This is a genomic window from Xanthomonas sp. JL1 (genome assembly GCF_038405005.1).
Window position 1 is genome coordinate 62,942 of the sequence record NZ_JBBYGR010000006.1, and the last position, 26,457, is coordinate 89,398.

At 64.5% G+C, this 26,457-nt stretch carries 20 protein-coding genes, 2 other RNA genes and 5 pseudogenes; 11 read left to right on the top strand and 16 right to left on the bottom strand.

Features of this window, described 5'->3' with window-relative positions; all coding sequences use genetic code 11:
• Positions 1-325: 325 nt before the first annotated feature.
• The 5 genes and pseudogenes from WJW29_RS01380 to WJW29_RS01400 all read right to left on the bottom strand — a co-directional run.
• Positions 326-402: non-coding RNA, sX9 sRNA (locus WJW29_RS01380), on the bottom strand.
• Between the two features lie 231 nt (positions 403-633).
• Positions 634-2,082, bottom strand: a complete 1,449-nt coding sequence (locus tag WJW29_RS01385; RefSeq protein WP_044757123.1) for a UdgX family uracil-DNA binding protein — start codon at positions 2,080-2,082, stop codon at positions 634-636.
• Between the two features lie 6 nt (positions 2,083-2,088).
• Positions 2,089-3,333 (bottom strand): putative DNA modification/repair radical SAM protein, encoded by a 1,245-nt coding sequence (locus WJW29_RS01390; RefSeq protein WP_069964490.1) that lies wholly within the window; start codon positions 3,331-3,333, stop codon positions 2,089-2,091.
• 197 nt (positions 3,334-3,530) lie between these two features.
• Positions 3,531-4,349: a class III extradiol ring-cleavage dioxygenase gene (locus WJW29_RS01395; RefSeq protein ID WP_011407542.1), complete on the bottom strand. Its 819-nt coding sequence runs from the start codon at positions 4,347-4,349 to the stop codon at positions 3,531-3,533.
• A gap of 100 nt (positions 4,350-4,449) precedes the next feature.
• Positions 4,450-4,725: pseudogene (locus WJW29_RS01400) on the bottom strand (DoxX family membrane protein); the annotation flags it as partial.
• Between the two features lie 115 nt (positions 4,726-4,840).
• On the opposite strand from WJW29_RS01400, the gene WJW29_RS01405 reads away from it, so the two are divergent.
• Positions 4,841-5,410: a flavodoxin family protein gene (locus WJW29_RS01405; RefSeq protein WP_011257563.1), complete on the top strand. Its 570-nt coding sequence runs from the start codon at positions 4,841-4,843 to the stop codon at positions 5,408-5,410.
• Between the two features lie 139 nt (positions 5,411-5,549).
• Positions 5,550-6,545: an aldo/keto reductase gene (locus WJW29_RS01410; RefSeq protein ID WP_011407539.1), complete on the top strand. Its 996-nt coding sequence runs from the start codon at positions 5,550-5,552 to the stop codon at positions 6,543-6,545.
• A 23-nt stretch (positions 6,546-6,568) separates the two neighbouring features.
• Here WJW29_RS01410 and WJW29_RS01415 read toward each other — a convergent pair whose 3' ends face one another.
• Entirely contained in the window at positions 6,569-6,757 is a 189-nt protein-coding gene (locus tag WJW29_RS01415; RefSeq protein WP_033013160.1) for a hypothetical protein, read from the bottom strand.
• 28 nt (positions 6,758-6,785) lie between these two features.
• On the opposite strand from WJW29_RS01415, the gene WJW29_RS01420 reads away from it, so the two are divergent.
• Both WJW29_RS01420 and WJW29_RS01425 read left to right on the top strand, forming a co-directional pair.
• Complete coding sequence (locus WJW29_RS01420; RefSeq protein WP_069964489.1) at positions 6,786-7,481, top strand: glycosyltransferase; 696 nt, start codon at positions 6,786-6,788, stop codon at positions 7,479-7,481.
• A gap of 150 nt (positions 7,482-7,631) precedes the next feature.
• Positions 7,632-9,701 (top strand): M13 family metallopeptidase, encoded by a 2,070-nt coding sequence (locus WJW29_RS01425; RefSeq protein ID WP_041182364.1) that lies wholly within the window; start codon positions 7,632-7,634, stop codon positions 9,699-9,701.
• A 338-nt stretch (positions 9,702-10,039) separates the two neighbouring features.
• On the opposite strand, the gene WJW29_RS01430 is transcribed toward WJW29_RS01425, so the two are convergent.
• Positions 10,040-10,897 (bottom strand): oxygenase MpaB family protein, encoded by an 858-nt coding sequence (locus tag WJW29_RS01430; RefSeq protein ID WP_011407537.1) that lies wholly within the window; start codon positions 10,895-10,897, stop codon positions 10,040-10,042.
• Positions 10,898-11,426: 529 nt separating this feature from the next.
• On the opposite strand from WJW29_RS01430, the gene WJW29_RS01435 reads away from it, so the two are divergent.
• Positions 11,427-12,113 (top strand): hypothetical protein, encoded by a 687-nt coding sequence (locus tag WJW29_RS01435; protein WP_075242201.1) that lies wholly within the window; start codon positions 11,427-11,429, stop codon positions 12,111-12,113.
• A 117-nt stretch (positions 12,114-12,230) separates the two neighbouring features.
• On the opposite strand, the gene WJW29_RS01440 is transcribed toward WJW29_RS01435, so the two are convergent.
• The 5 genes and pseudogenes from WJW29_RS01440 to WJW29_RS01460 all read right to left on the bottom strand — a co-directional run bounded on the left by WJW29_RS01440 (position 12,231) and on the right by WJW29_RS01460 (position 16,815).
• Positions 12,231-12,307, bottom strand: a non-coding RNA gene (locus tag WJW29_RS01440) — sX9 sRNA.
• 137 nt (positions 12,308-12,444) lie between these two features.
• Positions 12,445-14,040 carry an APC family permease gene (locus WJW29_RS01445; RefSeq protein ID WP_011407535.1) on the bottom strand — a complete coding sequence of 532 codons (1,596 nt, stop codon included), beginning with the start codon at positions 14,038-14,040 and terminating at the stop codon, positions 12,445-12,447.
• A gap of 163 nt (positions 14,041-14,203) precedes the next feature.
• Positions 14,204-14,565 (bottom strand): annotated as a pseudogene (locus WJW29_RS01450) (hypothetical protein).
• Between the two features lie 173 nt (positions 14,566-14,738).
• Positions 14,739-15,523: pseudogene (locus WJW29_RS01455) on the bottom strand (LytTR family DNA-binding domain-containing protein).
• Positions 15,520-16,815, bottom strand: coding sequence for a histidine kinase (locus tag WJW29_RS01460; protein ID WP_113001756.1), 1,296 nt, complete (start codon positions 16,813-16,815; stop codon positions 15,520-15,522). The pseudogene WJW29_RS01455 and the gene WJW29_RS01460 overlap by 4 nt, the downstream one beginning before the upstream one ends.
• Before the next feature lie 310 nt (positions 16,816-17,125).
• On the opposite strand from WJW29_RS01460, the gene WJW29_RS01465 reads away from it, so the two are divergent.
• Positions 17,126-18,340, top strand: a complete 1,215-nt coding sequence (locus WJW29_RS01465; protein ID WP_011407530.1) for an FAD-dependent oxidoreductase — start codon at positions 17,126-17,128, stop codon at positions 18,338-18,340.
• 308 nt (positions 18,341-18,648) lie between these two features.
• Here WJW29_RS01465 and WJW29_RS01470 read toward each other — a convergent pair whose 3' ends face one another.
• Together WJW29_RS01470 and WJW29_RS01475 are read right to left on the bottom strand one after the other, a co-directional pair.
• Positions 18,649-18,783 carry a hypothetical protein gene (locus WJW29_RS01470; protein ID WP_014504770.1) on the bottom strand — a complete coding sequence of 45 codons (135 nt, stop codon included), beginning with the start codon at positions 18,781-18,783 and terminating at the stop codon, positions 18,649-18,651.
• Positions 18,784-19,042: 259 nt separating this feature from the next.
• Positions 19,043-20,419: pseudogene (locus WJW29_RS01475) on the bottom strand (CheR family methyltransferase); the annotation flags it as partial.
• A 225-nt stretch (positions 20,420-20,644) separates the two neighbouring features.
• Between WJW29_RS01475 and WJW29_RS01480 the strand changes: the two are divergent.
• Positions 20,645-21,025 carry a response regulator gene (locus WJW29_RS01480; RefSeq protein ID WP_103057273.1) on the top strand — a complete coding sequence of 127 codons (381 nt, stop codon included), beginning with the start codon at positions 20,645-20,647 and terminating at the stop codon, positions 21,023-21,025.
• Here the strand turns inward: WJW29_RS01480 and WJW29_RS01485 are convergent.
• On the bottom strand, positions 20,994-21,260 hold the full coding sequence (locus WJW29_RS01485; RefSeq protein WP_011257545.1) for a hypothetical protein: 267 nt from the start codon (positions 21,258-21,260) through the stop codon (positions 20,994-20,996). The two genes, WJW29_RS01480 and WJW29_RS01485, sit on opposite strands and share 32 nt — an antisense overlap.
• The gene (locus WJW29_RS01490) at positions 21,260-22,540 is read right to left on the bottom strand and encodes a sigma-54 dependent transcriptional regulator (protein ID WP_011407527.1); all 1,281 of its coding nucleotides are present in this window, start codon (positions 22,538-22,540) and stop codon (positions 21,260-21,262) included. Before WJW29_RS01490 ends, WJW29_RS01485 begins: the two co-directional genes overlap by 1 nt.
• 533 nt (positions 22,541-23,073) lie before the next feature.
• On the opposite strand from WJW29_RS01490, the pseudogene WJW29_RS01495 reads away from it, so the two are divergent.
• From WJW29_RS01495 to WJW29_RS01510, 4 genes and pseudogenes are all read left to right on the top strand, one after another.
• A pseudogene (locus WJW29_RS01495) lies at positions 23,074-23,354 on the top strand (hypothetical protein).
• A gap of 302 nt (positions 23,355-23,656) precedes the next feature.
• On the top strand, positions 23,657-25,066 hold the full coding sequence (locus WJW29_RS01500) for a cytochrome ubiquinol oxidase subunit I (protein WP_011407526.1): 1,410 nt from the start codon (positions 23,657-23,659) through the stop codon (positions 25,064-25,066).
• A complete protein-coding gene (gene cydB / locus WJW29_RS01505) occupies positions 25,057-26,073 on the top strand; it encodes a cytochrome d ubiquinol oxidase subunit II (RefSeq protein ID WP_011407525.1) in 1,017 nt (338 codons plus the stop codon). Before WJW29_RS01500 ends, cydB begins: the two co-directional genes overlap by 10 nt.
• A gap of 84 nt (positions 26,074-26,157) precedes the next feature.
• The coding region (locus WJW29_RS01510; RefSeq protein ID WP_027703955.1) for an IS5 family transposase at positions 26,158-26,457 on the top strand (300 nt) is incomplete at its 3' end.

Sequence of the window (26,457 nt, forward strand, 5' to 3'; positions counted from 1 at the left end):
GCAGTTGCAGTGCGACGCGTCGCTGCTGACGCGTGCACGACGCCATCGGCGGAATGCGGTTTTTCCGCCGATGGCGCAGCGGTTTGATGCAGGAGCGCGATTGCATCAGAAGCGCTCGTCGAAATGGTTGGCAAGCCATCGCACACCCGTAGACGGTGTTGGACATCGAAACGGAAGACATCTTATCCATGTCGATGTCGGGCACCGATGACGCAATAACCGACGACTGCCCGGCGCGTTCTGTTCGCCACTGTTGATCGGCACATCCGAGCAATAGATCGGCGGTGCATCCGCAATACACGTCGGTGGCTGCAAGATTGAGCGCGGCTACCACAACGGAGCGAGCGGCCGTCAGTTGGGCGCGGACGGCGCGCTCACAACCGCAGTGGACGCGTGGTACATGCCGATTCCGAGCACCGGCTGCTCCTGCCTGGCAGCTGCCCGCTCCGTTGTGGTAGCCGCTCTTAGTTCAACCATGCTGCGCGCTGCTGGAGCCAGCCTCCAGCAACCGCCACCCCACCACGAAGCGGCGGCGATGGCGTCGCCGGCGTGCCGGTGGCTCCACTTGGTGTCACGATTCTCCGACACCGTGCGCGTGCCGTTGCACGCGTATTTTTTTGCCTGCGCCGCGCGTTACCTTTCTCTCTCGAACGATCGTTCCCGCGGCTGCGGTGGGTTCAGCAACTGACGCAGATCTTCGACAAATCCGCGATAGCCTTCTTCGCGTGCATCCGTCGATGGCTGCCGCAACACCCAGGACGGATGCACCGTGGTCAAGACCGGCGTGCCATCGTCCAGGCGCTGCCACTGCCCGCGTTCCTGCATCAATCGGAAGCCGCTTCTTCCCAATACCGCCTGCGCCGCAGTCGCACCCAGGCAGACGATCTGCGCTGGACGCAATTGCGTGCGTTCGGCCTGCAACCACCCACTGCATGCCTGCACGTGCGCGCGCTCCGGGTTGCGGTGCAGCCGCCGTTTACCGCGTTGTTCGAAACGGAAATGCTTGACTGCATTGGTCACGTAGAACCTCTGGCGATCGACACCCAGCTCGCCCAGCGCCATGGTGAACAGGCGCCCGGCGGGCCCGACGAACGGGCGCCCGCTTAAATCCTCTTCATCGCCTGGCTGCTCGCCGATCACCATCACCGATGCATCGTCGGGCCCCTCGCCGAATACCGTCTGCGTCGCCGGTTGCCACAATTCGCAACGCCGGCAATCGCGTGCAGCGCTGCGCAACTGCGCCAGGCTGTGGGTTGTCGTATCCGGCTGTGGCGCAGGCGCCGCCGGTACCCGTCGCCGCACTGGCTCAGGCGCGCGTTCGGCCATCTCGCGCACGCGCACACCGGCTTCGCGGATCAGTTCCGGCAGCGACGCTGCTTCGGGCAGGTTCTTCCAATATTTCTGCGGCATTTCCTGCCGCATCATGGTCTGGTTGAGCCGCGCCGGGTTGAAGATATGTGCGTAATAGGTGCGCCACAGTGCTTCCTGCGCATCGTCGGCCGGCACCTGCGTGCGCCCCGCACCTGCGCCGAAGCTCAACGCCTCGCCATCCCAACGCACGCTGCGATACGGGGTCAAGATCGCCCAGCGCATGCCGGCAAAACGGCGTGCGAAAAACGGCGCTACCCGGTCCACGATCCAGTGCTCGGGCTCGAACCAGGCAACGAAGTCTTCCTCTTCCCCGGGCAAGCGGCGGAAGCGCACGAAGGCCTTCATTTTGTGCGTATCGCGCTGCACTGCCTTCTGCCATTGCCGCAGCCGGTGCACATCCACATCGGTGGCGCGTTCCAGCAATGCTTTCTCGCCGCAGGCAACCCGCCACAACAAGCGGTACAGCACGGCGTGCCGCTGTGGATCGCGATGACACAGCACCGATGCCGCCAGCTGCATGAAGTCTGCCGAGACACGGGGTGGCGGCACCACGGCCGGCAGTTCCAGCAGCCCCTGCCCCATCAACAGCCCGCCCTGCGCACCGCCGTTCCAGGCCACATCATCCGGCTCTGCCTGCGCGCACCAGCCCGCCCGCGCCAACGCACGCCACGCTTCAAAACTCCACGGTGGTTCCACCTCAGCGCTGAACATGGCAAGTCAGTCGAACAGGCTCGCCTGCCGCGGCGCTGGCGCCAACTGCGCACGCAACCTGACCGGATCGTCCAGCCGTTGGCGCGGATGATGATCGAGCACGCTGACGAACGGCAGCAGCTTTTTCATCGGCACGCGCAACCGCGCCAGGTCGCCGACGCGCAAGCGCGCATGCCGTCGCGACAACAACAAACGCTCCACATTGCGCGTACCCAGGCCCGGCACGCGCAGCAGCATCTCGCGTGGTGCCGCATTCAAATCCACCGGGAAGCGCTCCGGGTTGCGCAACGCCCATGCCAGCTTGGGGTCCACATCCAGATCGAGCATGCCGCTGGATTGCGCCGGCGCGATTTCTTCCACGCTGAACTCGTAGAAGCGCAGCAGCCAGTCGGCCTGGTACAGCCGGTGCTCGCGCTGCAACGGCGGTGCCTGCAACGGCAATTTGGACGAGGCATCCGGGATCGGGCTGAAGGCCGAGTAGTACACCCGGCGCATGCGGTAATTGCCGTAGAGATTGTGGCTGGTGTCCAGAATGCTGCGGTCGTCGGCGTCGTCGGCGCCGACGATCATCTGTGTGCTCTGCCCGGCCGGTGCGAAGCGCGGCGGCTTGGCCCGGCGCACCGTTTCGGCTTTGCGTTCGAGCTGATTTTCTTCGATGCGCCAGCGCAACTCGCCCATGGCCGAGCGGATGCCGCCCACGCTTTTTTCCGGCGCCAGCAGCGTCAGGCCCTGCTCGGTGGGCAACTCCACGTTGATGCTCAAACGGTCGGCGTAACGCCCGGCAGCGGCCAGTAATTCCGGCGTTGCATCCGGGATGGTCTTGAGGTGGATATAGCCGGCGAAATGGTGCACCTCGCGCAACTGCCGCGCTACTTCCACCAGCTGCTCCATGGTGTAGTCGGAGTTGCGGATGATGCCGCTGGACAGGAACAGACCTTCGATGTAATTGCGCTTGTAGAAGTCCAGCGTGAGCGTGACCACCTCTTCCGGCGTGAAGCGCGCGCGCCGCACGTTGCTGGAGACACGGTTGACGCAATACGCGCAGTCGAAGATGCAGAAATTGGTCAACAGGATCTTCAACAGCGACACGCAGCGGCCGTCGGGCGTGTACGAATGGCAGATGCCCATGCCCTCTGTGCTGCCGATACCGCCGGTGCCCAGCGAATGGCGCTTGTTGGCACCGCTGGAGGCACAGGAAGCGTCGTATTTGGCGGCGTCGGCGAGGACAACGAGCTTGTCGAGGATTTTCACGCGGGCAGCATGCAGCGGTGGCGTCTCAGCCTATGAGATTGGCCCGCACCTGTTCGTGAATGCTTCACAGCGCTGCGGCACGAATGTGGCGACTGCCGCGCTCGCACCGGCATGCATGCCACACCCACCTTCACGCGCGCGATTGCGCCGGCCACCGATCGGCACTGAGCTAAAAGCACCCACACTGGCTTCCAGCGCTATGCAGCCACCGGGTCAGCCACCGCTGCGTTGCCGTCGAAGCGATAGAGATCCATCGCCAGAAAACCCGCATCGATGCCGGCGTCGATGCGCTGCGCGCCGAGCCGGTCGTCGCCGGCTGCGCCCATCGCGACATACAACGGCAGGAAGTGTTCGTCGCTGGGATGCGCGCGCTCGGCATGCGGTGCCTGGCGGCGGTAGTCCAGCAGCGCGGGGATGTCGTTGTCCAGCAGCGTGCGCTCTGTCCATTCGATGAAGGGCCGCACATATGGCGCTTCGCGCTCGGTGCTGTAGCCGTGGCGAAAGTCGTGCAGGTTATGGGTGATGCTGCCCGAGCCGATCACCAGCACGCCGTCATCGCGCAACGGCGCCAGCGCACGCCCCACCGCGAACTGGTGCGCCGGGCCAAGCTCGGGCTGGATCGACAGCGACACCACCGGGATGTCGGCGTCCGGATACAGCAGGCGCAGCGGCACCCAGACGCCGTGGTCGAAGCCGCGCTGCGGATCCAGATGCGGATGCAGGCCGGCCTGCTCCAGCCGGCGCATGATCTGCTGCGCCAATGCCGGCTCGCCGGGCGCCGGATAGTCCAGCTCATACAACGGTGCCGGGAAGCCCCCGACGTCGTGGATGGTGGGCGGCCGTACCGCGCCACTGACCAGCGGACGGCGGCCCAACCAGTGCGCGCTGGCCACAACAATGGCGCGCGGCCGCGGCAACGCCTGCCGCAAGTCGGCCAGCCGCTCGCCGACTTGCCCCGGCTGCAGTGCGGTCATCGGCGAACCATGCGAGATATACAGGGAGGGCAAGCGGGTCATGGACAACTCCTTGATGGATCAAACAGCATCAGTGCGAGGGCTTCAACGCGAACGCCCCGTCGCCGAGCAACGCCTGGACGATCAGCAACACCGCCCATCACGCCGGGTATTCCCGGCCGCCGCCCGGATTGGAGACACCGAACCCGTTGGCACCATGCACCGTGACAATCGTACCCAGCAACAGCGGCACGCCCAGCAGCAGGGAGACAGCAAGGCCCAGTTCCAGCGTCATGCTGACGTACGCCAATGCAGCGGGCAGGCCGAGCGACTGGAAACAAGCCACGGTGCCGGCTGGCGTGAAGACCAACAGTGTGGTCAACCCATGGACCAGAAACAGCGCGCCCAGGCTGATGCGCAGCACCTTCGGAACGCGCATCACGGTTCACACGCCCCGGCAAACGACGCTGGCAACAGTTCGTCCCGTGCGTGGCCATTCTGCTGTCTTGACCGGTATGCGCACAATCCGGTTCCCTCATTCGCCAGGAGTGTCCATGAGCAAGATCGCCATTGTGTATTTCAGCGGCTACGGCCACACCGTCAAGCAGGCCGAAGCCGTGCATGCAGGCGCAGCCAGCGTTGGCGAGGCCACGCTGTACCGCATCGACCAGGACGGCAACCTGCCCGACGACGCCTGGGAGGCCATCAGTGCCGCCGACGCCATCATCTACGGCAGCCCCACCTATATGGGCGGGCCCGCGTGGCAGTTCAAGAAATTTGCCGATGCCAGCTCCAAGCCGTGGTTTGCGCAGGCATGGAAGGACAAGGTCGCTGCCGGTTTCACCAACTCGGCATCGGCGAACGGCGACAAGGCCACCACCATCCAATATCTGTGGACCCTGTCGCAGCAGCATGGCCAGATCTGGGTAGGCACCGGGCTGCCGCCAGCCAACACCAAGGCACACGGGCCGCAGGACGTGAACTGGACGGGCGGTTGGGGCGGCGCGCTGGCGATTTCGCCGTCGGACGCATCGGCGGACGAAGCACCGCCTAGTGGCGATCTGGAAACGGCCAAGCTGTTCGGCAAGCGGGTGGCCGAATTCGCCGCCAAGCTCAAGCGCTGATCGCACGTCATCACAGCCTGCGCAGTTCGGCAGCGTTGCCGGCCGAGCTGTGCGGGCTGTGATCAGCGCGTGGGCCACATCGCACTAACGCACCCCGCGCCATTGTTCCCTGACCTTTTGCTGCACGGAGTGCCCCACCATGCAAATCCGCACGCTTGGTCGCTCCGGCCCCACCGTTTCGGCTCTCGGCCTTGGCTGCATGGGGATGAGCGCGTTCTATGGCGACCGCAGCGACGAGGCCGCTTCGATCGCGGTGATCCACCGCGCGCTCGACCGTGGCATCAGCCTGCTCGACACCGCCGACATGTACGGCCCGCACACCAATGAAGTGCTGGTCGGCAAGGCGATTGCCTCGCGCCGGCACGAAGTGTTTCTGGCCAGCAAATTCGGCATCAAACTCGACCCCGACGATCCATCCGTGCGTGGCATCGATGGCAGCCCGGCGTATGTGCAATCCGCCTGCGAGGCCAGCCTGCGTCGGCTGGGCGTTGAGCATATCGACCTGTACTACCAACACCGCGTCGACCCCAACGTGCCGATCGAAGACACCGTAGGCGCCATGGCGCGCCTGGTCGAACAGGGCAAGGTGCGCTTCCTCGGTGTGTCCGAAGCGGCCGCTGCCACCATTCGCCGTGCGCATGCGGTGCATCCCATCACCGCGGTGCAGACCGAATATTCGCTGTGGTCGCGCGAGCCGGAAGATAACGGTGTGTTCGCCACGGTGCGCGAACTCGGCATCGGGTTCGTGCCGTACTCGCCGCTCGGGCGTGGTTTTTTGACCGGTGCGTTTTCGTCGCCTGACGAGTTCGATGCCGACGATTACCGCCGCCATTCGCCGCGTTTCCAGGGTGACAACTTCACCCGCAACCTGCAGCTGGTAGAGCAGGTCAAAGCGATCGCTGCCGCCAAGGGCATCACGCCCGGGCAATTGGCGTTGGCCTGGGTACTGGCGCAGGGCCAAGACCTGGTTCCGATCCCGGGCACCAAGCGGCTGGCCTATCTGGAAGAAAACATCGCGGCACTGGATGTGGCGCTGATGCCGGACGAACTGGCCCGCATCGATGCCATCTTTCCGGCGCAGGCGGCGGCCGGCACCCGCTATCCGGAAGCGATGATGGGCGCGGTCAACCGCTAGGCCGCGCGGCCTGATCGTCGTCTTCACAGTTCCACAGCGATCGTTGCGGCACTGCGTCGATGCCTGCGGAGCTTGGTGCGCACCAGTGCCTCGATCCAGACCTCACGCACGCGATGGATCGGTCTGTACCTGCACAGCAGCGCGCGTTTGATCGCGAGCAGGTCGAGCCGCCCGCCTGCGCTCACATCCTCGCCTCGCAGCCACTTGCACACTGGGTGCAGTCCACACGAACCATGCCCCATGCTGTCCTTCGTGATTCCCGCCCATGACGAAGCCGCTCTGATCGGCGACACGCTGCAATGCCTGCATGCCTGCGCGCAGGCCATGCAGCTGGACTACGAAGTGATTGTGGTCGCCGATGCCTGCGAAGACGCCACCGCGGACATCGCACGCAGCCATGGTGCGCAGGTGCTTGAGGTGCAGCTGCGCCACATCGCCGCGACGCGTAACGCCGGCGCGCAGGCCGCGCAAGGCGAACGCTTGCTGTTTCTGGATGCCGACACCTTGATCAACCCGCACGTCGTCGGCGCAGCATTGGCTGCGCTGGATGCTGGCGCGGTAGGCGGCGGTGCGCAGGTGCATCTGCAGGGCAAGCGGGTGTGGTCAGAGCGCGTGGCGCAAGCGTTGTTTGGCTGGTTTTTCCGTGTGTCCGGCATTGCGCCGGGCTGCTTTCTGTACTGCACGCGGGTGGCATTCGTCAGCGCGGGGGGCTTCGATACGCGCTACTACGCCGGCGAAGATGTGGCCTTGAGTCGGGCGCTGGCGCGCTGCGGACGCTTTGTGATCTTGCGCCAGACCGTGCACACCTCCGACCGCAAGCTGCGCAGCTTCTCCAAGCGCGAACACCTCGGCTTGCTGCTGCGATTTTTGTGGCGCGGACGGCGCATGCTGCAGACCCGCGACGCACTCGGCTTCTGGTATCAACGCCGGCGCTGAACAAAGCGTGTCCGCAACACCACGATCCACAGCGTCGCCTGACATCGAACCGGCACCTGGCACTGCTGGGCACTTACACTGTGCTGTCCGTTCCGGTTATACGAGTTGCGCCGCATGGCTGCTTTGCATCGCCCCGTCCTGATCGCTGTCATGTCTGCCGCGCTGCTGACCACCGCCGCGTGCCACCGCGATGGCGCGACACCGGCCGCGAGCACGCACCCAACGCCGCCCCCCAGCAAGCCCAAGCTCGGCGACTTCGGCTTCGATATGGCGGGTATGGACCGCAGCGTGGCGCCGGGCGAGGACTTCTTCGATTACGCCAACGGCAACTGGGTCAAGACCACGCAGATTCCGCAAGACCGCTCCAGCTTCAACAGCTTCGTCTCCATCGCCATCGAGACCGAGAGACATAGCCGCGACATCATCGAAGGCGCTGCCGCCAATGACCGCGTCACCGGCGAAGACAAGCAGATCGGCGACTACTACGCCGCCTATATGGACGAAGCCAGCATCGAGGCCAAGGGCGTGCGCCCGGTGCAACCAGAACTGGATGCGATCGCCCAGCTCGACGACAAGCAGGCGTTGGCGCGCACCTTGGGCGGCCAGCTGCGCGCCGATGTGGATCTGCTCAACTCCACCAATTTCTACACCGACCGGCTGTTCGGCCTGTGGGTGTCGCAAGACCTGCATCATCCAGGCCGCTACGTGCCCTATCTGGTGCAAGGTGGCCTGGGAATGCCCGAGCGCAGTTTCTACCTGGACGGTGGGCGCATGGCGCAACTGCGCGCGGCTTACCGTGCGCACATCGTCACGCTGCTGGAGCTGGCCGGCATCAGCGATGCGCCCGCGAAGGCCGAGCGTGTCCTGGCACTGGAAGTTGCCATGGCGCGCGTGCACGCCACCCCGGAGCAAACCAACAATGTGCAGGCCGGGGCAAATGCCTGGAAACAGTCAGATTTCACGCACAATGCTCCTGGCCTGGACTGGGCGCTGTTCTTCGACGCAGCCGGTCTGAGCGCACAGCAGGATTTCATCGTGTGGCAGCCGCGCGCAGTGAGCGGGTTGGCGGCGCTGGTGCAGTCCGAGCCGCTGCAGACCTGGAAGGATTACCTGAGCTTCCGCGCGCTCGATCGCGCCTCGCCGTATTTGTCCAAGGCCTTCGCCGACGAGCGCTTCGCGTTTTATGGCACCACGCTGGAAGGCACCCCGCAGCAGCGCCAGCGCTGGAGGCGCGGCATCGACGCGACCAACGCCGCATTGGGCCAAGCGGTTGGCAAGCGCTACGTGCAGAAGTACGTCAGAGCGCAGACCAAGACGCGTGCCGAAGAGATGGTCAAGAACATCATCACTGCGTTCGGCAAGCGCATCGATGCCCTGGAGTGGATGACTGCCGAAACCAAGCAACACGCCAAGGCGAAAATTGCCGGCTTGACGGTGGCGATTGGCTACCCCGACACCTGGCGCGACTACAGCGGGCTGGACGTGCGTCGCGACGATGCGCTGGGCAATGTGGAACGCGCCCAATTGTTCGAGTACCGCCGCAATCTGGCCAAGCTGGGCAAGGCAGTCGATCATCGCGAGTGGTACATGCTGCCGCAGGAAGTCAACGCGCTGAACGTGCCGCTGGAAAACCGCCTGATCTTCCCGGCTGCAATCCTGCAACCGCCGTTCTTCGACCCAGCCGCCGACGACGCGGTGAACTATGGCGCAATCGGTGAGGTGATCGGGCACGAGATCAGCCATAGCTTCGACAACATGGGCGCACTGTTCGACGAACACGGCGAGCTGCATAACTGGTGGACGCCGCAAGACCTGAAGAAGTTCGAGAGCGCCGGTAACGCGTTGGCCGCGCAGTTCAGTGCCTACAAACCGTTCGACGACTTGTCGGTCAACGGCAAGCTGACGCTGGACGAAAACATCGCCGACGTTGCAGGCCTGGCCACTGCGTACGATGCCTACCAGTTGTCGTTGCAGGGCAAGCACCCCCAGACCATCGACGGTTTCAGCCCGGATCAGCGCTTTTTCCTGGGCTTTGCACAGGCTTGGCGCGGCAAATACCGCGACGCAGCACTGCGCAATGTCGTCCTTACCGACGTGCACGCACCCGGTCGCTTCCGCGCGCAGACCGTGCGTAATCTGGATGCGTGGTATCCGGCCTTCGATGTGACGCAGGGCCAGCAGCTATATCTGCCGCCGGAGCAGCGGGTCAAGATTTGGTAGGTGTTGTTGGTGCGCTGGTGCCCTTGGCTGCAGCGCAGTTCTTCGACGCCACGGTCGACTGGCGTTGACGCCAAACACATCTGCTACGGAAGTTCCGCTCCCTGCGGGGCGACAAGGCACGGCTGACGCGCCACTGGCGCGCGTGCCTGGAGCGCCCGCACCGCAAGCGCGGGCCGGGGCGCCGAGCGGGGGTTGGGATGCGGGTAGGATCCCGCAGCACCCTGCCCGCCTTGAACAGCACCGCTGTCAGCCGTAAACGACGAGGCAACCGGCAAGGCGTCTTCTTCATGCCACTCGCGGGCCGCACCGCAACCCGGCCCCGCACCCACTACACGCTCTCAGGCCACTCCAGCAACATGGCTGGCGGCAACTCCATGCGCCGGCACGCGCGCGCAGACAGTCCGTCGCGCAAGGCCGTGCGAAACAGCGGCGACATGCTGCGTAGCAATCGTGCCGATGCGCGCGCCTGCGCGCGTTGCGTGATGCTGCGGCCGAGCATGTCGCCAGCCCAATTGGGCAACAAGGCCGTGCCAGCACCGAGAAACACGCGGCGCGACAGGCCTGCCGCGGGCACCGGCAGCTGGATGCTGGTGAGGATGTCGAGCACTTCGCGCGCGCGCATCCATGCGGAGCTCTCCAAGGACCGATGCAAAATATGCATCCACCTGCGCCTCGCTGGCCGGCACGTCGGCTGCGCCCAGCGCTTCGGCAACGCGCCGCGCTTGGTCGTAATAGCGGTCGGCGATATCGGCAGGCACATCGCGGCAATAACGCCGGCATCCCTGCAAAAACCCATAGGCTTCGGTGACATGCACCCAGGTGAGCAACTGCGGGTCGTTGGCGTCGTAGGGCACGCCGTCAGCAGTACGACCGCGGATATGCGAGTGGATGTTGCGCACGCGGGCAATCAGCTGCTCGGCCTCCGCACGCGGGGCGTAGGTCGTGCCGGCGACGAAGTTGGTAGTGCGCCGCAGCCGCCCGATCAGGTCAGTGCGGAAGTCGGAATGGTCGTAGACCCCGGCCAGCGCGCGCGGATGCAACAACTGCAGCATCAATGCGCACAAGCCGCCGGACAGCATGCCCGGAAATTCGGAATGGATGCGCCAGGTGATGCTGTCGGGCCCGAAGATGCCGGGATCGCCCAGCGGCTGATCGTATTCGATGGTGCTCTGACCCCGCGGAAACGCGTCGAGCACCCAGCGGCGGATCTATTTGGCGGCGGGGGCAGTGAGGGTACGCAGGACGGCTGACATGCCGCAATGATACGCAGCTCATCTGTAACGCCAGATCAGGGGAGTGCCGACCAGGCGTCTGCCCGTACGTCAGCGCTGGCGACGGCTCTGCAGTGACGGCCGTGCTGAGGCCGCAGAGATGGGGACGCTGTGACCGGGCATCTGTAAGGCGCATCGATCAGCCAGGCGCTTATCGTCCCCATCGCGCTACGCGCCGGCTCGGCGTGGCACAAGCCGCCTGCTTCGTCGCTTTCAACATGCCGGGCAAGACGGCTTGCTCGCCTCCCCGGACATGGCGATGGCCGCAGCATCAGGTGTGCAGTGCAGCAAGATCGGAGATGGCGCGCAGGCAGGCGTCGGCGGCAGTGCGCTAAATCCGCCTGAATTCAGCAATTTGTGCGCGCGTGCGCAGCATGGCGTGGTCACAGCTGCGCCTGGGGCATTGCCATGCACGGCAAAAGTGCTAGAACTAAGACCGTCCTGCACGCACTGCATCGCCAGCGCGTGTCGGACGCACCAGGGCACCGGCCGCGGCCAGTGCAGCAAGTCGTTCGTACCAGCCATCCGTCAGGAGCTTGTCATGATCGCTTTGTTCCAGGGTTTAGGCCTGCTATTGCAGGACAACGCACTCCATCGGCTCCCCTTCGACGAGCAGGTGGCTCACTGGCGCGACAAGACCGACGCGCAGCTCGATGAGGAGCTCACGTTGCTCAAGGTGGCCAAGAAACAGTGGGTGATCGCCTCGATCATCGGCTGGCAGGCGATCTCGCTGGTGTTGCTGGGGGTGATCACGCACCAGCTCTGGCAGAACGACTACCACCTGACCTTCAGCCGCATCGTGATCATTTTCACCTCGTGGACATCGATCTTGTTCGTGATGTGGTACATCGCCGATCTGTTCGACCACAGCGCCGGTTTCGAGCGGTGGTTGCGCGCCTTCAACAGCCGCGCGCGGGTGACGCCGGATGCCGATTCGGTGGAGTGCGTTGCCGACGCGCTGGACATGACCCGCCGCTACCCGGAAGTACTGCGCTACAAGCAGGAGGTGAGCTCCAGGCGCGAGCTGCGCCACGAAGACATCATCAACATGCGCGAAATGGGCCGGTTGCGCCGCTATACCGAACTGCTGCGCGAACTGGACCGCTTCGATGGCGCACCGCGGCTGGTGGTGAATTCCTGACAAACGCCGGCATGCGGATGCAGTGAAGCGTCGATCCAGCCGCATCCACCTGCAGCGATTATGCGCTGAATACAAGAACGGCCGATGCACAATGCACCGGCCGTTCTTCTTTAGAGCGGCTAACAACACGTCGCGAGCAGCTGTCAGGTGGGCGCGGACGGCGCGCTCACAACCGCAGTGGACGCGTGGTACACACCGATTCCGAGCACCGGCCGCGCCCGCCTGGCGGTGAGCGCTGTCGTTTTGTTAGCCGCTTTTATTCCCAGCCGCTCTTGCCAGCCGGCTTGCGACAGCTAGCGCCGGCCGGCAGCGCACCCGAACGTGCACGCACTCACGCCTGCGCAACCGGCTTCTCTACCGACGGGGTGCGCCAGCCGCTGCGCACTCCCCAGATGTAGAACACCACGCCCACTGCCGCAACCATGGCCAGATCGGTACCGTAGCTGAGATAGCCGTGGCCGCCGAATTTGCTGCTGCCGGCCCAGGACAGCAGCGCAATCATCGGCAGGTAGCAGATCATCCAGGCCGCGCCCTTGAGGTTGCGGCGCAGGTCCGGCCAGCCCTGCCTGGCTTGGTAGTAGCAGTACACCGGCAGCGCCACGACTATCAGCAGGATGATCTCGCCGGTCAGCGGCCAGCGCGCCCAGTACAGCAGTTCGGTGGCCATCACGAAGGCTACGCCGGCCAGCACCGGCAGCGCGGCGATGCGCAGCGGGCGGTGCAGTTCCGGGGCATGGCGGCGCAGCGCCATCGCGCTGATCGGGCCGGTGAGGTAGGAAATGATGGTGGCCACCGAGATCACCGCCGCCAGCGTGCCCCAGCCGCGGAAGAAGAACAGGAACACGAACGACACCGCCAGGTTGAAGAACATGGCCATGCGCGGCACGCCCCAGACCGGGTGCAGCTTGCCCAGTGCGGCCGGCATGGTGCCGTTCTTTTCCATGCCGTAGACCATGCGTGCAGTGGTGGCGGTGTAGGTGATGCCGGTACCGCTGGGGCTCACGAACGCATCGATGTAGAGCAGCATCGCCAGCCACTGCAGGTTGACGATGATGGCCAACTCGGCGAATGGCGAGCGGAAATCGATGCCGTGCCAGCCGGCCTTGGCGAGCAGATCCGGCGGCACTGCGCCGATGTAGGCCACCTGCAGGATCACGTAGACCACCGTGGCCAACGCGATCGAACCCAGCACCGCGAACGGAATGCTGCGGCCGGGGTTACGCGCTTCGCCGGCCAGATTCACCGGGCTCTGGAAACCGTTGAAACTGAAAACGATACCGGCGGTGGCCACCGCAGTGAGCACCGCGGCCAGGTCGAGCACTTGCGCATCGCCGTGGACGCCCACGCTGAAATTTTCGCTGTGGAAGCCGCTGGCGATCAGCGCCACGCCGGTCGCGGCGGGCACCGCCAGCTTGAACACCGTGATCAAGGTATTGGAGCGCGCGAACAGCTTGACGCTCCAGAAATTCAGCAAGAAATACACCAGCACCAGCACCGCCGAAATCAGCAAGCCGGGCACCGACAACTCGCCTGCCCCGCCAGGCGCCTGCGCATACAGTCCTTGCGCCCAGGCCCATGGCCAGGACGCCATGTACTGCACCGAGGCCTCGGCCTCGACCGGGATCACCGAGACGATGGCGATCCAGTTGGCCCAGCCGGCGATGAAGCCGACCAGCGAGCCGTGCGAGTAATGGCTGTAGCGCACCATGCCGCCGGATTCGGGGAACATCGCGCCCAGTTCGGCATAGGACACCGCGATGGTGGTGATGATCGCCGCGCCCAGCACCCAGGCCCAAACCGCATCGGGACCGGCCAGCCCGGCCGCGCGCCAAGCGCCAAACAACCAACCGGAGCCAATAATCGAGCCCAAGCCAGTAAGCATGAGGGCGAAGGGGCCAACGTCGCGGCGTAGCGCATGTTCGGACATGAAAAGCCTGTCAGTGAGGACGCCGTGAACCGGCAACAAGCGTGTAATGATCGCAGAAGCGGCCGCGTGCCGTCAGTGCCTATTCAGGCTTACTGACGTTTTCCTCGTTCGTCCCCGGCAGATCCAGTGAACCGCGGCCCACCCGCGCCTCAGCCGATGCCGCTCAGCCATGGCAGTCGGCCCGTGGTGCCGCGGTATCCACGCAGGTGTGCGCCTGGCCGGAGACGCCGTGGAATTCGCGTACCTGCCCCGGCGTCAGCGCAACACTGTCCAGTGTCTTGCGGGCGCAGGCCGGCGCGCTGGCGGTGTCCCGGCGCGGCGGGGCGCGCACTGTTCTTCGTAGATCAGGTAGTAGCAGTGACCAGAATCGCTGGCCAGGCAATGCACGTTGGTCGTGGTCGCGGTGGTCAGCGTCTTGCTGAAGATCACATCGCGGGTGGCACGGGTGATCGAGGTGGTGCCATTGCGTTCATGGCAGCCGGCCAGGGCGAGCAGGCAATACACCAGGGAGGCGATCAGGCGCATGGAGGAAATCCTTTCATTGATGCAAACGGGGGAATCCAGACTGGCCGACACCGCAGCTGCTTAGACGTGAGACGGATGCGGACGCTGCACGGAAACGGATGGACCACTCACGCTTGCACTTCGGGTTGAGCGCGCCGTCCGCATCTGCCTGACGACCGCCCGCAACGTCGTGCTCACCGCACCTGCATCCCGCGGAATAGGCTCATGAACGGCTGGCTGACAGTCAGCGTTTCGCTGCGTCCGCGCACCGCCAGCCGGCCCTTGCCGGTGTCGTCGCGCACGACCGAGGCCACTGCCTTCATGTTGACGATGGTCGAGCGGTGGATCTGCTTGAACACCTGCGGGTCTAGCACATCCAGCAGTTCGCGCAATGGCGTGCGCAACACCGCTTCGCCGGCAGCGGTCATCACCGTGGTGTACTTCTGATCGGCCTGGAAATACGCCACCTCTTCCAAGGCGATCAAGCGCGTCTCGCGGCCGCTGCTGGCGGTGAGCCAGGCCAGCGGCGGCGCAGCACTGGCCGCCGCCGGGCGTGCCGACAGACGCTGCAACAAGGCCTCCAACAGCGCGCCATCCGGCTGGCCAGCAGCGGCGCGTGTTGCACGCGCTGCCAGGCAGCCTGCAGGCGCTCGTGGCTGATGGGTTTGAGCAAGTAATCCACCGCACCGTGTTCGAACGCGTCGATGGCGTACTGGTCGTAGGCAGTGACGAACACCACCTGGCTGCGCGGGCCGACCTGGCGCATCGCACGCGCCACCTCGATCCCGGTGAGGCCGGGCATGCGGCTATCCAGAAACGCCACGTCCGGCTGCTGCGTGGCGATGACTTCCAGCGCACTGGCGCCGTCTTCGCAGTCGCCGACGATCTGCAGCTGCGGGCACACCTCGGCCAGCAGGGTCAGCAACGACTGCCGCAGCAACGCTTCGTCTTCTGCAACCACGGCACGCAGTGCGCTCATGCCTGCACCTGCGGGGCGTGCGCAGCCACGGTAGGCATCGGCGGCGGTGAGGGTGCAGCAACCAGCTGCGCCGGCAATGGCAGGCTGGTGGTGGCCGCCACCCCGCTGGGGAAAGTGGACACGATGGCAAAGGTCGCCTTGTCGGCATAGATCAACTTCAGCCGCTCGCGCAGGTTCTTCAGGCCGATGCCGGTGCCCTGGCTGTGCGTGTTCAAGCCCTGGCCATCGTCGGCCACGGTGAGCGTGGCATGGTCGTCGTGGCGACGCGCCAGAATCCACACGGTGCCGCCGCCTGGCTTGGCTTCCAGCCCGTGCGTGATCGCGTTTTCCACCAGCGTCTGCAACATCATCGACGGCAGCGGAAGCGCACGCAGTGCGTACGGCACTTCCACCTGCAAGGCGAGCCGCGTGCCCATGCGGATGCGCAGGATCTCCAGGTACGCCTGGGTGCGTTCGAGTTCTTCGCCCAGGGTGGCGATGGCACCGTCGGCGCTGGGCAGCGAGCGGCGCAGGTACTGGATCAGATCGCCGATCATGATCTCCGCACGCGGCGGATCGGTGCGCGCCAGCACGTGCGCGCTCGCCAGCGTGTTGTAGAGAAAGTGCGGTTCGACCTGCGCATGCAGCAGATTCAGACGCGCCACGGCCAGTTCCTTTTCCATCACCGATTGCTCGGCGGCGGCCTGTGCGTCGCGACGCTGCTCGCCGACCCGGCGCACCACCGCGCGATTGATCGCCTCGGCGTTTTCGTAATTGCTGCCTTCGTCCACCGCAAACAGATCCACCCAGGCGCCAGCATCGGGCTCGCACAGCACGGTGACGCTACTGGTGCCCTGCCCCGGCGCGATCGTCGCCAGGATCTGGTTGTGGGTAATGGCAAAGCGCGCGAACAGATTCCAGCGCGACAGCTGGCGTCCTTCATACGGGTCGATGCGGCGCACCTTGGCACGGATCAGCAGGCTGCCCGGCGCACACTCGATGTCCTGCACACGTGGCAGCGCACGCACCGCCTCTTCCGTCACCGCAAAGCTTGCCTGCACATCCAGCGGCACTTCGATCTGGCGGCGCTGACGGGTGGACAAGGTGGTGTGATCCAGCCGATCGGCGATCAGGCGAACGCGCCGCACATGGGTGATCGAACTCATCAAGGCCAGCGTCAGAAGGACCATGCAGGCCAATGCGAAGATCGGGCCGATGACGCCGAACAGCTGCGCCCACATGAGCCCTGCCACCACCAACGCGGCGGCCCAGACGAACACGATACGCACGATCAGGAACACGCTGGCGGACACGGATGGCAGCGCGTTGGGATGGGACGCGGCGAGCATAGCCGGCGCGCGCCACGACGGAAGCCCCGGGCGACGAATGGCCGCCAGCGCGGCATCACGCGCCGGGATTGCGGTGCCAAACCGTGGCGCTGCGGCGCAGGCAGCGGTAGATGCGCGCGCTATGCTGTGCGCCTGCCGGTACTGCGCGTGCAGCGTTCGGCGGCCGCCAGCGGCGGATCGCACGGAGTGGTATCACCACAGAGTGCGACCACGCAGGCGTGGCTTGCCGCGGCGTGGCGAGCACCTCACCCATCACAGCACGTAAGGCAGTTGCATGCACCGTCGTCATTTTCTACGCAGCGCCGGTGTTGCGCTGGCGGCCGCTTCCACGGCCAGCCGGGCAGCAACCGACAAGGCGCTGGCCATCGCGTCCACTGCGCAGCCGCAGACGCCACCGGGTACTTCGCCTGCGCCGTTCGCGGCGATGCCGCCATTGGCACCGATGCGCGCCTCGGTCGATCGCATCATCGCCATCAACGGGTGTACGCGCCCGTTCCGTGCGCAGGGGCCGCGCATCGAAGCCGAGCGCATCGGCCGCAAGACGATGGTGCACAACTACGGGCATGGCGGCAGCGGGTGGTCGCTCTCCTGGGGCGCGGCCGAACAGGCGCTGCGGCTGGTGCATGCAGCCGACCCTGCCGCGCGCGAATTGGCGGTGATCGGCTGTGGCGCGATCGGCCTGACCACCGCCCTGGTGGCCCAGCGCGCCGGCTTGCGCGTGCGCATCTATGCGCGCGAACGTCTGCCGGATGTGCGCTCGTTCTACGCCACCGGCGTGTGGTCGCCGGATTCGCGCGTGTGCACCAGCGAATACGCCACTGCTGATTTCAAAACGCGCTGGGAACAGATGGCGCGCACGTCGTTTCGCCGTTATCAGACCTTGCTGGGCCTGCCCGGTGAGCCGATCGAATGGCGCGATGGCTACGTGCTCTCGGATGTGCCGTTCGATCAACCCATCGCGTCGACCGAAGCGCATGAGCCGGACTATCCGCCGCTGGAGCGCGAACTGATCGATGATCTCGGCCCGGGCTCGCAACCGGTGGCGGCCGGCAGCCATCCATTTCCGGTGCCATTCGTGCGCCGCTACAGCCAGCTCACCTTCAACATCAGCGCCTATGCGCGCATATTGATGGAGGACTTTCTGCAGGCAGGCGGCGAGCTCTACACGCGGGAGTTCGAGCACCCGCGCCAGTTCGGCGACCTGCACGAGAAGATTCTGATCAATGCCACCGGTTACGGTGCGCGCGCACTATTGGGCGATGAGAGCGTGATTCCGGTGCGCGGGCAAACCGCACGCTTGATCCCGCAACCGGAAGTCACCTATGGCCTGGTCTGGCGCGCCCACAATCTCAATGTCGTGCCGCGGCGCGATGGGCTGCTGGTGCAAGCGCAAGGCGCACACGACTTCAATAATGCCGATGGCACGCCTGACCGCGCGGCATCGGAAGCGGCGGTGCGTGAGCTGGCGAAGCTGTTCGCAACAAGCTGAGCGGTGCGCACGCGTTGGTCGCCTGCGTGCGGATTGCACACGGTGCGTGCGCTTGCTTTCATGTCCAGTGGCGTCGGCCAGATGTCACCTCTTCGGATGGTTACGCCAGGCCGATCACTGCACGTGCGCTGGTCGTCGGACGATCAATGGCTGCCAAGCGTAGCTACACCACCTACAGGTGGACGTTCACGGCGCACGCAAACCGCAGTGCATGCGTCATGCGTGCGGCACTGAGCATCCGCCGCGCTCGCCTGGCGGTGTGTGCAGTCGTTCTGTCAGCGCTCTGAATGCCGCCCTGCATCGCAGCGCTAATGGCCTTCAAGCGACGCCTGCAATGCACTGGCTGGCGCGGCATCGCCGCTGATCAGATCGTCGCAGCGCAAGGCCACGCCTTTGCGCCTGCCTTTCTCGACCAACTTCAAACCTTGCGGATCGATGATCAAGGTGTATGCCTGCTCGCCGATCTGCAGTTCGCGGCGTAATGGTTTTCCTGATTAGCCCCGACCCTCAGCTGGATGTTTGTTGCAGTCCTGCACATAGCTTCGTTTGACCGATGTTTTCCATGACGTCTGACTCTAGGTGCTGCTGACGCGAGGAGACGGTGCGACGTTCTTTCAGCCAAGACCCCATGGCGGCCTGGCATTGGGCGGGTTTCGCGATAAGCTGGGAGGTGCTGCAGCTGAAGGTCAGGGCTAATCAGGAAAACAGATAGCCGCCCGGGCGGATGCCGAAATGAAAGATCGGGATGACCCGATTCTGCAATTCGGCATCCAGATAGATCAGCAGATTGCGGCACGAGACCAGATCCAGCCGCGAAAACGGCGGATCCTTGACGATACTGTGCTGGGAGAACACGCACAGCTCGCGCAGTTCCTTGTTCACCACATAGGTGTCGCCTTCCTTGACGAACCAGCGCCGCAAGCGCTCAAGCGCAACCTCGCCCACGATGCTGGAGGCATAGCGCCCCACCCGCGCGGTGGCCAGCGCACGCCCGTCGATATCGCTGGCGAAGATCTGGATACGTGGCGCGCTGTCCAGGGTTTCGGCATGCTCGCGCAGCAGCATCGCCAGCGAATAGGCTTCTTCGCCGGTGGAGCAACCCAGCACCCAGACGCGCATGCTGTCGTCGGTGTGCTTGCCCTGAAACAACCGCGGGATCACCTGCTGCTCGAGCAATTCGAATCCGCGGCGGTCGCGAAAAAACTTGGTCACGCCAATCAGCAGGTCGTTGAACAGCTGCAACGGCTCGTCGAAGCGGTAGCGCAGGATGTGCAGATACTGCTCAAGCATTTCCACCTGCGCGACCTGCATGCGCTGCTGCACGCGACGCAGGAACGTGGCGCGTTTGTAACCGTGAAAATCGTGGCCGGTGGTATTGCGCAGGATCGCGGCAATCTGGCTGAGCTTGTCGCTCTCGCTGCCATTGCACAGGCCCAGCGGTCCCGGATGACCGAAGCCGTGGTGACGCTGCATGTGCGCAGCGATGCGTGCAGCCACTTGTGGCAGCGGCAGGATGTCGTCGGTGATGGCAGCCGGATTATTTGCGCTGCGCAGATCCAGCCCATGCAGCGAGGCATCGTCCACGGCCAGCGCCAGGCCGCCGCATTCCTTGATCGCTGCCGTGCCCAGCGTGCCGTCGCCGTCGAAACGCCCCATGATCAGACCGATCACATTGCCGTCCTGATCGTGCGCCATCGACACGAAGAAACTGTCGATCAACCCGTGGTCGCTTTCGCCGTTGGGCAATGCCCGCAGGCGGATACGCCCTTCCTCCAGCGTGACCACGGTATCGGCAGGCGGTAGATAGAAGCGCCCCGGCTGCAATTTCTCGCCATCGAAGGGCACCGACAACAGCGTGGCTTGTTTACCAAGCAATGCGCGCAGGTGCGCCTCGTCCAGCAACTGGCGATCGCGCAGCAGCAGCATGATCGCCAGATTCGCAGCGCCTGCTACCGCATCGAGCAATTCTGCCAAGCGGCCTGCATCAAGCCGCGCGGCGCCCACGCCCAGCACGAATAAGGGCGGCTGCGTGGCGATGTCAGGGGCGGTCTCGGTGCTGGAAATTTCGTCGTCGGTCATGGCGGCACTATCGTTCGCAACGCTGAGCTCAGGCGCAATCGGCGATGATTGCTCAAAGCACGGCAGACCGCCATGCAGCACTTGTCTCCCAACGCCTGTATGCACTCGCGTGTCTGCATTGAGGAGACCGGTCTTGGAAGGGCGTGCTTACGCGCCGCGTTAACCTGCGATCCAGGCACCATTCGCACGCGCGTCGTCTGACGCGCCATCGTTCTGGAGCCTGCCATGCATGAGACTGCACTCACCGGCCGCCGCATTCTTGTGGTCGAGGACGATTTTTTGCTGGCCGAATCGCTCAACGACTTGCTGGTGGAAGCCGGCGTCCGCGTGCTGGGACCCGTGGGCAATGTGCCCGATGCGCTCTCGCTGGTGGCATCCGGTCAGGCCATCGATGGCGCGTTGCTGGATGTCAATGTGCGCGGACACGCCGTGTTTCCGGTCGCCGATGCGTTGATGGAGCGCGGCGTGCCGTTTTCGTTCTGCTCCGGCTACGACCGCTACACCTTGCCGGCCCGCTTTGCGCATCTGTCCTACTGCATGAAGCCCTACAATCCACTCACGATCACCACCTTGCTCAGCCACCAGACCGAGCCGGCCAATCACTGATCGGTGTTTTCGCCGGGGCAGTATCGCCGGGACGTTCGCCAGCCTGCTGCAAGGCGCGCTCTGCTTCGCCAAGCTGATTGAGCAACTCGACTGCAGATTGATGCGCCGTGCGCAGCGTTTCCAGCGGCTTGGACGTTTCGTTACGCAATGCGTACAACGCAAAGCCCATCACATTGAGCCGGTTGCGCAACTCGTGCAGCAGCTCGCGCCGCTGCCCACGCGGTGCGTCAGTCACTACGCATCCTTGTCGCTGAGCCGGTTGTGCAGGGTGCGCACGCTGATACCCAGTTCACGCGCCGCGGCCTTCTTGTTGAAGCGCGTGCGTGCCAGTGCCGATTCGATCATGGCGTCTTCGGCCTGGCGCATGGTCCAGCCAGCAGGAATCAGCAAGCCGTCTTCGTCGGCCTGCGGTACGGCCTGCTCCACATCCGGTGCGCTCAACAGATCGCCATCGGAACGCAGATACAGATAGTGGATAAACGAGCGCAACTCGCGCACGTTGCCCGGCCAGACGTGGCACGCCAGATAACGCAGCAGCGACTTGGTCGGCAACTTGCGTTTGCCATACTTGACGTTGAGCTCGTCGATCACGCGCAGCCCGAGCAGGCGCGCATCGCCACGGCGCTCGCGCAACGGCGGCACCTGAATCGGGTATTCGTTGAGACGGTAGAACAGGTCTTCGCGCAGCACCGCCTGCTCGCGCTGCACATGCTGATGCGTCGCTGCCACCACGCGCGCGTCCAGTACGATTTCTTCGTTGCCGCCCACGCGCATGAAACTGCGCGATTCGATCGCCCGCAGCAGATACACCTGCAACCGCTTTGGCATTTCGCCAATTTCGTCCAGGAACAGCGTGCCGCCTGCCGCCTGCTCCAGGAACCCGGCGTGCCGACGGTCGGCACCGGTGAAGCTGCCGCGCTCGTGGCCGAACAACTGGCTGGCCAGCAACTCCTCTGGAATGGCGCCGCAGTTGACCGGCACGAAGCGGCCGCTGCGGCCGGACACGCGATGGATGGCGCGCGCGACCAGATCCTTGCCGGTGCCGGTTTCGCCGGTGACCAACACATTCAGATCGGTCGGCGCGACGCGCACGATGTCCTTGCGCAGCATCACGATGCTGTCGCTTTTGCCAACGATGCCCAGGTTGCCTTGTTGCGCTTCGCGCAGTCCGCCAAGCACACGCTCCAGGCGTTCCGGCGCAAATGGCTTGGTCAAGAATTCGCTGACCCCGAACTGCTGCGCACGGCCCTGGGTTTCACGCGCGTAATCGCCCGACACCACGACGATCTGTGGAGTGTGATCCGGGTCGAGCCGTTCGATCAGATCGAAACCGCTGCCGTCTGGCAGGCCAACATCCACCACCAACAGGTCGGGAAAGTTACTGTCCAGCCAGCGGCTGGCTTCGCCAAGGGTGTGGATGCCCTTAGCACGGAAGCCGCTATCGGTGGCGAGTTCAACCACCTGATCGCAGAACTCCACGTCGTCGTCGATGATGGCGCAGGAAAGACGGTCCATGAGCGCTTCTGTCCGCAATGACTGTTACATGTTCAATTGAAAATTGTGACGGCCGCGCGAAGTGCACTGACACACCACCTCGGAAGTTGCATGCGGTCACGGTCTGTGCATGGCACGGCGCTCTCCCCTCAAGTCGAGCTGCCGTGATGGCGACGGGCGAAGTACGCATGGAAGCGATCGATTGCGCTAGTGCCAAGCGTCATGGTCGCGGTCGTTCGCCGTCTCGAAAGTGGCGAAACGTCGAGGAGCGCAAGGTTTGCGGCGGCACTGCAGCACGTCCAAAGGAAGGTGCCGGTCTGGTCGAGCGCTGGGTCAGCTCGATTGCGTGTCTGCATCGGTGCCAGGATATCAGCCGGAGATGACGTAAGCCGACGCCGCCGTGGTGCCGCATGAACCCGTCAGAAAACCGCGTCGGGCCTGCTGTGTTGCCAACACGCTACGCCCGGCTCGCGGAGAGCGCGTGCACAGCGTGTTCATACCATCCGTTCCACTTGCCGCCAACACGCGCTGTCTGAAGCGAAACGAGGTGTCTTATACACGCAGTCTCCGCGCCCGTGCAGGCCGATGTGCAAACGGAGCTGGACGACTGGCGGGGTGAACATCGCCGTGGCCCGCTTGGTTATCACGTGTTCGACGGGATTCCCGAAGGCACCATCCGCGCGGTGTGCATGGCGTACAACGCGCGCGCCCGCTTGACTGATGCGGAAGCGATCAAGGCAGTCGCGACGCGCTCTGCCTTACCCCCGGCTCGACGAATGCCGTGTTCGCCGATTGGCTGGTGCCGCGCGGCCTGCGCCATGTGCGCGGAGCGTGATGCGACGCACAGTTGCGCTCACTTGATTCGCGCAGTGCACGTCTACGTTGACTGCCCGATGTCCCTCACGCGCCGTCATCGTGATGCACGGTGCGCTCGGTCACTCTTTTCCGCGCGTGATGCGCGCAGGCTTGTCGCCATCCGCTGCGTGCGCCACGAGGCGGTAAACCGCGTTCGCCGCCAAGCGCGCCTGCTTGCGCACGCGACTGTTGCCAGCTGCGCTTGTCGTCGCCCGGCTGGTGCCCGCACCGCGGACTCTGTGCTGGCACGGCCGCACACCGAAAGGGCGTTAGGAGAGATCTGTGGAAGCGCTGCTGCTGTCTCGTATCCAGTTCGCCTTCGTCATTTCCTTCCATGTGCTGTTTCCCGCCTTCACAATTGGCCTGGCCAATCTGCTGGGCTTTCTCGAGTGGCGCTGGCTGCGGACGCACGACGACGCGTGGAAGCGACTGTACTTTTTCTGGCTACGGATCTTTGCGGTGTCGTTCGGCATGGGCGTGGTGAGCGGCATCGTGATGGCGTTCCAGTTCGGCGCCAACTGGCCCGAGCTGAGCCGCATCGTCGGCAGCGTAATCGGCCCGCTGCTGAGCTATGAAGTGCTCACTGCGTTCTTTCTGGAAGCCAGCTTCCTGGGCGTGATGCTGTTCGGCTGGGGCCGGGTGTCCGAGCAGCTGCATTTTTTTGCCACCTGCATGGTGGCGATCGGCACGCTGGTGTCCACGTTCTGGATCTTGTCGTCCAACAGCTGGCTGCATACCCCGCGCGGCTACGCGATGGTCAACGGCATCGTGCAGCCGGTCAGCTGGATGCAGATCATCTTCAACCCGTCGTTTCCGTATCGACTGGTGCACATGGCGCTGGGCTCGTTCATCACCACCTGCTTCGTGGTTGGCGGCGTCGGCGCTTATTACGTGCGCAAGGGGCTGCACGTGGATGCGGGCGCGCGCATGTTGCGCTTGTCTGTTGCATTTGCCGCCATCGTGTTGCCGATCCAGATAGTGGTGGGCGACCAACACGGGCTCAACACGCTGGAACATCAGCCGCTCAAGGTGGCCGCGATGGAGGCGCATTGGCATAGCGAAGGCAATGGCGCCGGTGTGCCCTTGGTGGTATTTGCCCTGCCCAACGCCGAGGCCCAGCGCAACGATTACGAGATGGCCATCGCGCGCCTGGGCAGCCTGATCCTGACCCATAGCGCGGACGGCGATATCACGCCGCTGACCTCGGTACCGCGCGATCAACGGCCGCCGGTGGCGCCGGTGTTCTTCGCCTTCCGCATCAGGGTGGGCCTGGGCATGGCGATGCTGTTGCTGGCCTGGATCTCGGCCATTGCGTGGTGGCGCGGGCGCTTGCACGCCACACCGCTGATCCTGGTCTGGAACGTGATGCTGCCCGCCGGATTCATTGCATTGGTGGCCGGCTGGTTCGTCACCGAGATCGGGCGCCAGCCATGGGTGGTGTACGGGCTGCTGCGCACCGCCGATGCGGTGGGCCCGCAATCGCCGGTGACGGTGGCAGTGTCGCTGCTGGTGTACGTCTTGGGGTATGCCTTCGTGTTCGGCTTCGGCATCTTTTATCTGACCAAGCTGGTGCGCGCCGGGCCGCAAGCCAGCCGCGACGGCCCGGATGTGGCCGGTGGCGAGCACACGCCGGCACGCCCGCTGTCTGCGGCAGACACATCACTGGAACAGGAGAACACGCCATGGAACTGAGTGACTGGTTGCCGGTGGTGTGGTTCGGCGTGATTGGCTTCGGCGTGCTGATGTACGTGGTGCTGGACGGCTTCGTGCTCGGGCTGGGCATGCTCGCACCGTTCGCGCGCGACGAGCAGGAAGTGGATCTGATGATGAATACCGCCGCGCCGATCTGGGATGGCAACGAGACCTGGCTGGTGCTTGGCGGCGCCGGCCTGTTCGCTGCGTTCCCCACCGCGTATGCAGTGATTCTATCCGGCCTGTACCTGCCGGTGCTGTCGATGGTGATGGCACTGGTGTTTCGTGGTGTGGCGTTCGAATTCCGCTTCAAGGCGCAGCGCTCGCGCCGGTTGTGGACGTTGTCGTTCATCGCCGGCTCGATCATGACCGCCTTCGCGCAAGGTATCATTCTTGGCGCGCTGGTCGAAGGCATACCACTGGAAAACGGTCGCTACGTCGGCGGCGTGTTCGGCTGGTTCAGCCCGTTCACCATCCTCACAGGTGCTGCGCTGGTGTCTGGTTATGCCTTGCTCGGTAGCACCTGGCTGATTCTCAAGACCGAAGGCCGCACACACACGCTGGCGAGGCAACTGACAAAACCGCTGGTGGGTGTCGTGGTGACGTTCGTGTTGCTGGTCAGTGCGTGGTTGCCGTTCCTGAGCTCGCATGTGATGGCGCGCTGGTTCGAGCACGGCAATTTCTGGTGGCTGTCGCCGATTCCGCTGATGACCGCAGTCGTCGCGCTCGCACTTTGGCGCAGCAGCGACATCTCACGTAGCGATGCGTCGCCGTTCCTGCTGACCCTGGCGATCTTCGTGCTGGGCTTTATCGGCCTGGTGCTGGGCATGTGGCCGTATCTGGTACCGCCCAGCTACACCATCTGGCAGGCGGCATCGCCGCCGTCGTCGCAGATCTTCCCGATGGTGGGCCTGGTCATCCTGTTGCCGCTGGTACTTGGCTATACGGTGTGGTCGTACCGTGTGTTCCGCGGCAAGATCGCTGCCGACGTCGGTTATCACCACTGAGACGGCACGGGGATGAGACCGATGCAGAATGCAATACGCTAAGAACCTGTTCACAATCTTATTCAAACCGTGCAAACTCCACGAATGCGCGAGAAGAACTATCCAAGTGACGTGAGCCGTGAGCGGTTCGAGCAAATCCGCCCGATTCTGGAGCAAGCCCGCAAGCGCACCAAGCCTGTGACAGTGGATATGTATGAGGTGTGGTGCGCAGTGCTGTATCTGCTACGGACAGGTTGCCCGTGGCGTGCGTTGCCCAGTGACTTTCCGAAGTGGCGCACGGTGCATTCCTACTTTGCCAAGTGGAGCGAAGTGGACGATGAAGGAATGAGCCTGCTGGAGCGGGCGCTTAAAAAATCAGGTTGGCGCGGCCCGCGAGAAACAGGG

Excerpts from the sequence above, each read along its gene's own strand:
- WJW29_RS01385 (WP_044757123.1), bottom strand. The coding sequence starts at position 2,082 with ATGTTCAGCGCTGAGGTGGAACCACCGTGGAGTTTTGAAGCGTGGCGT.
- WJW29_RS01395 (WP_011407542.1), bottom strand. The coding sequence starts at position 4,349 with ATGACCCGCTTGCCCTCCCTGTATATCTCGCATGGTTCGCCGATGACC.
- WJW29_RS01405 (WP_011257563.1), top strand. The coding sequence starts at position 4,841 with ATGAGCAAGATCGCCATTGTGTATTTCAGCGGCTACGGCCACACCGTC.
- WJW29_RS01410 (WP_011407539.1), top strand. The coding sequence starts at position 5,550 with ATGCAAATCCGCACGCTTGGTCGCTCCGGCCCCACCGTTTCGGCTCTC.
- WJW29_RS01420 (WP_069964489.1), top strand. The coding sequence starts at position 6,786 with ATGCTGTCCTTCGTGATTCCCGCCCATGACGAAGCCGCTCTGATCGGC.
- WJW29_RS01425 (WP_041182364.1), top strand. The coding sequence starts at position 7,632 with ATGTCTGCCGCGCTGCTGACCACCGCCGCGTGCCACCGCGATGGCGCG.
- WJW29_RS01445 (WP_011407535.1), bottom strand. The coding sequence starts at position 14,040 with ATGTCCGAACATGCGCTACGCCGCGACGTTGGCCCCTTCGCCCTCATG.
- WJW29_RS01465 (WP_011407530.1), top strand. The coding sequence starts at position 17,126 with ATGCACCGTCGTCATTTTCTACGCAGCGCCGGTGTTGCGCTGGCGGCC.
- WJW29_RS01480 (WP_103057273.1), top strand. The coding sequence starts at position 20,645 with ATGCATGAGACTGCACTCACCGGCCGCCGCATTCTTGTGGTCGAGGAC.
- WJW29_RS01490 (WP_011407527.1), bottom strand. The coding sequence starts at position 22,540 with ATGGACCGTCTTTCCTGCGCCATCATCGACGACGACGTGGAGTTCTGC.
- cydB (WP_011407525.1), top strand. The coding sequence starts at position 25,057 with ATGGAACTGAGTGACTGGTTGCCGGTGGTGTGGTTCGGCGTGATTGGC.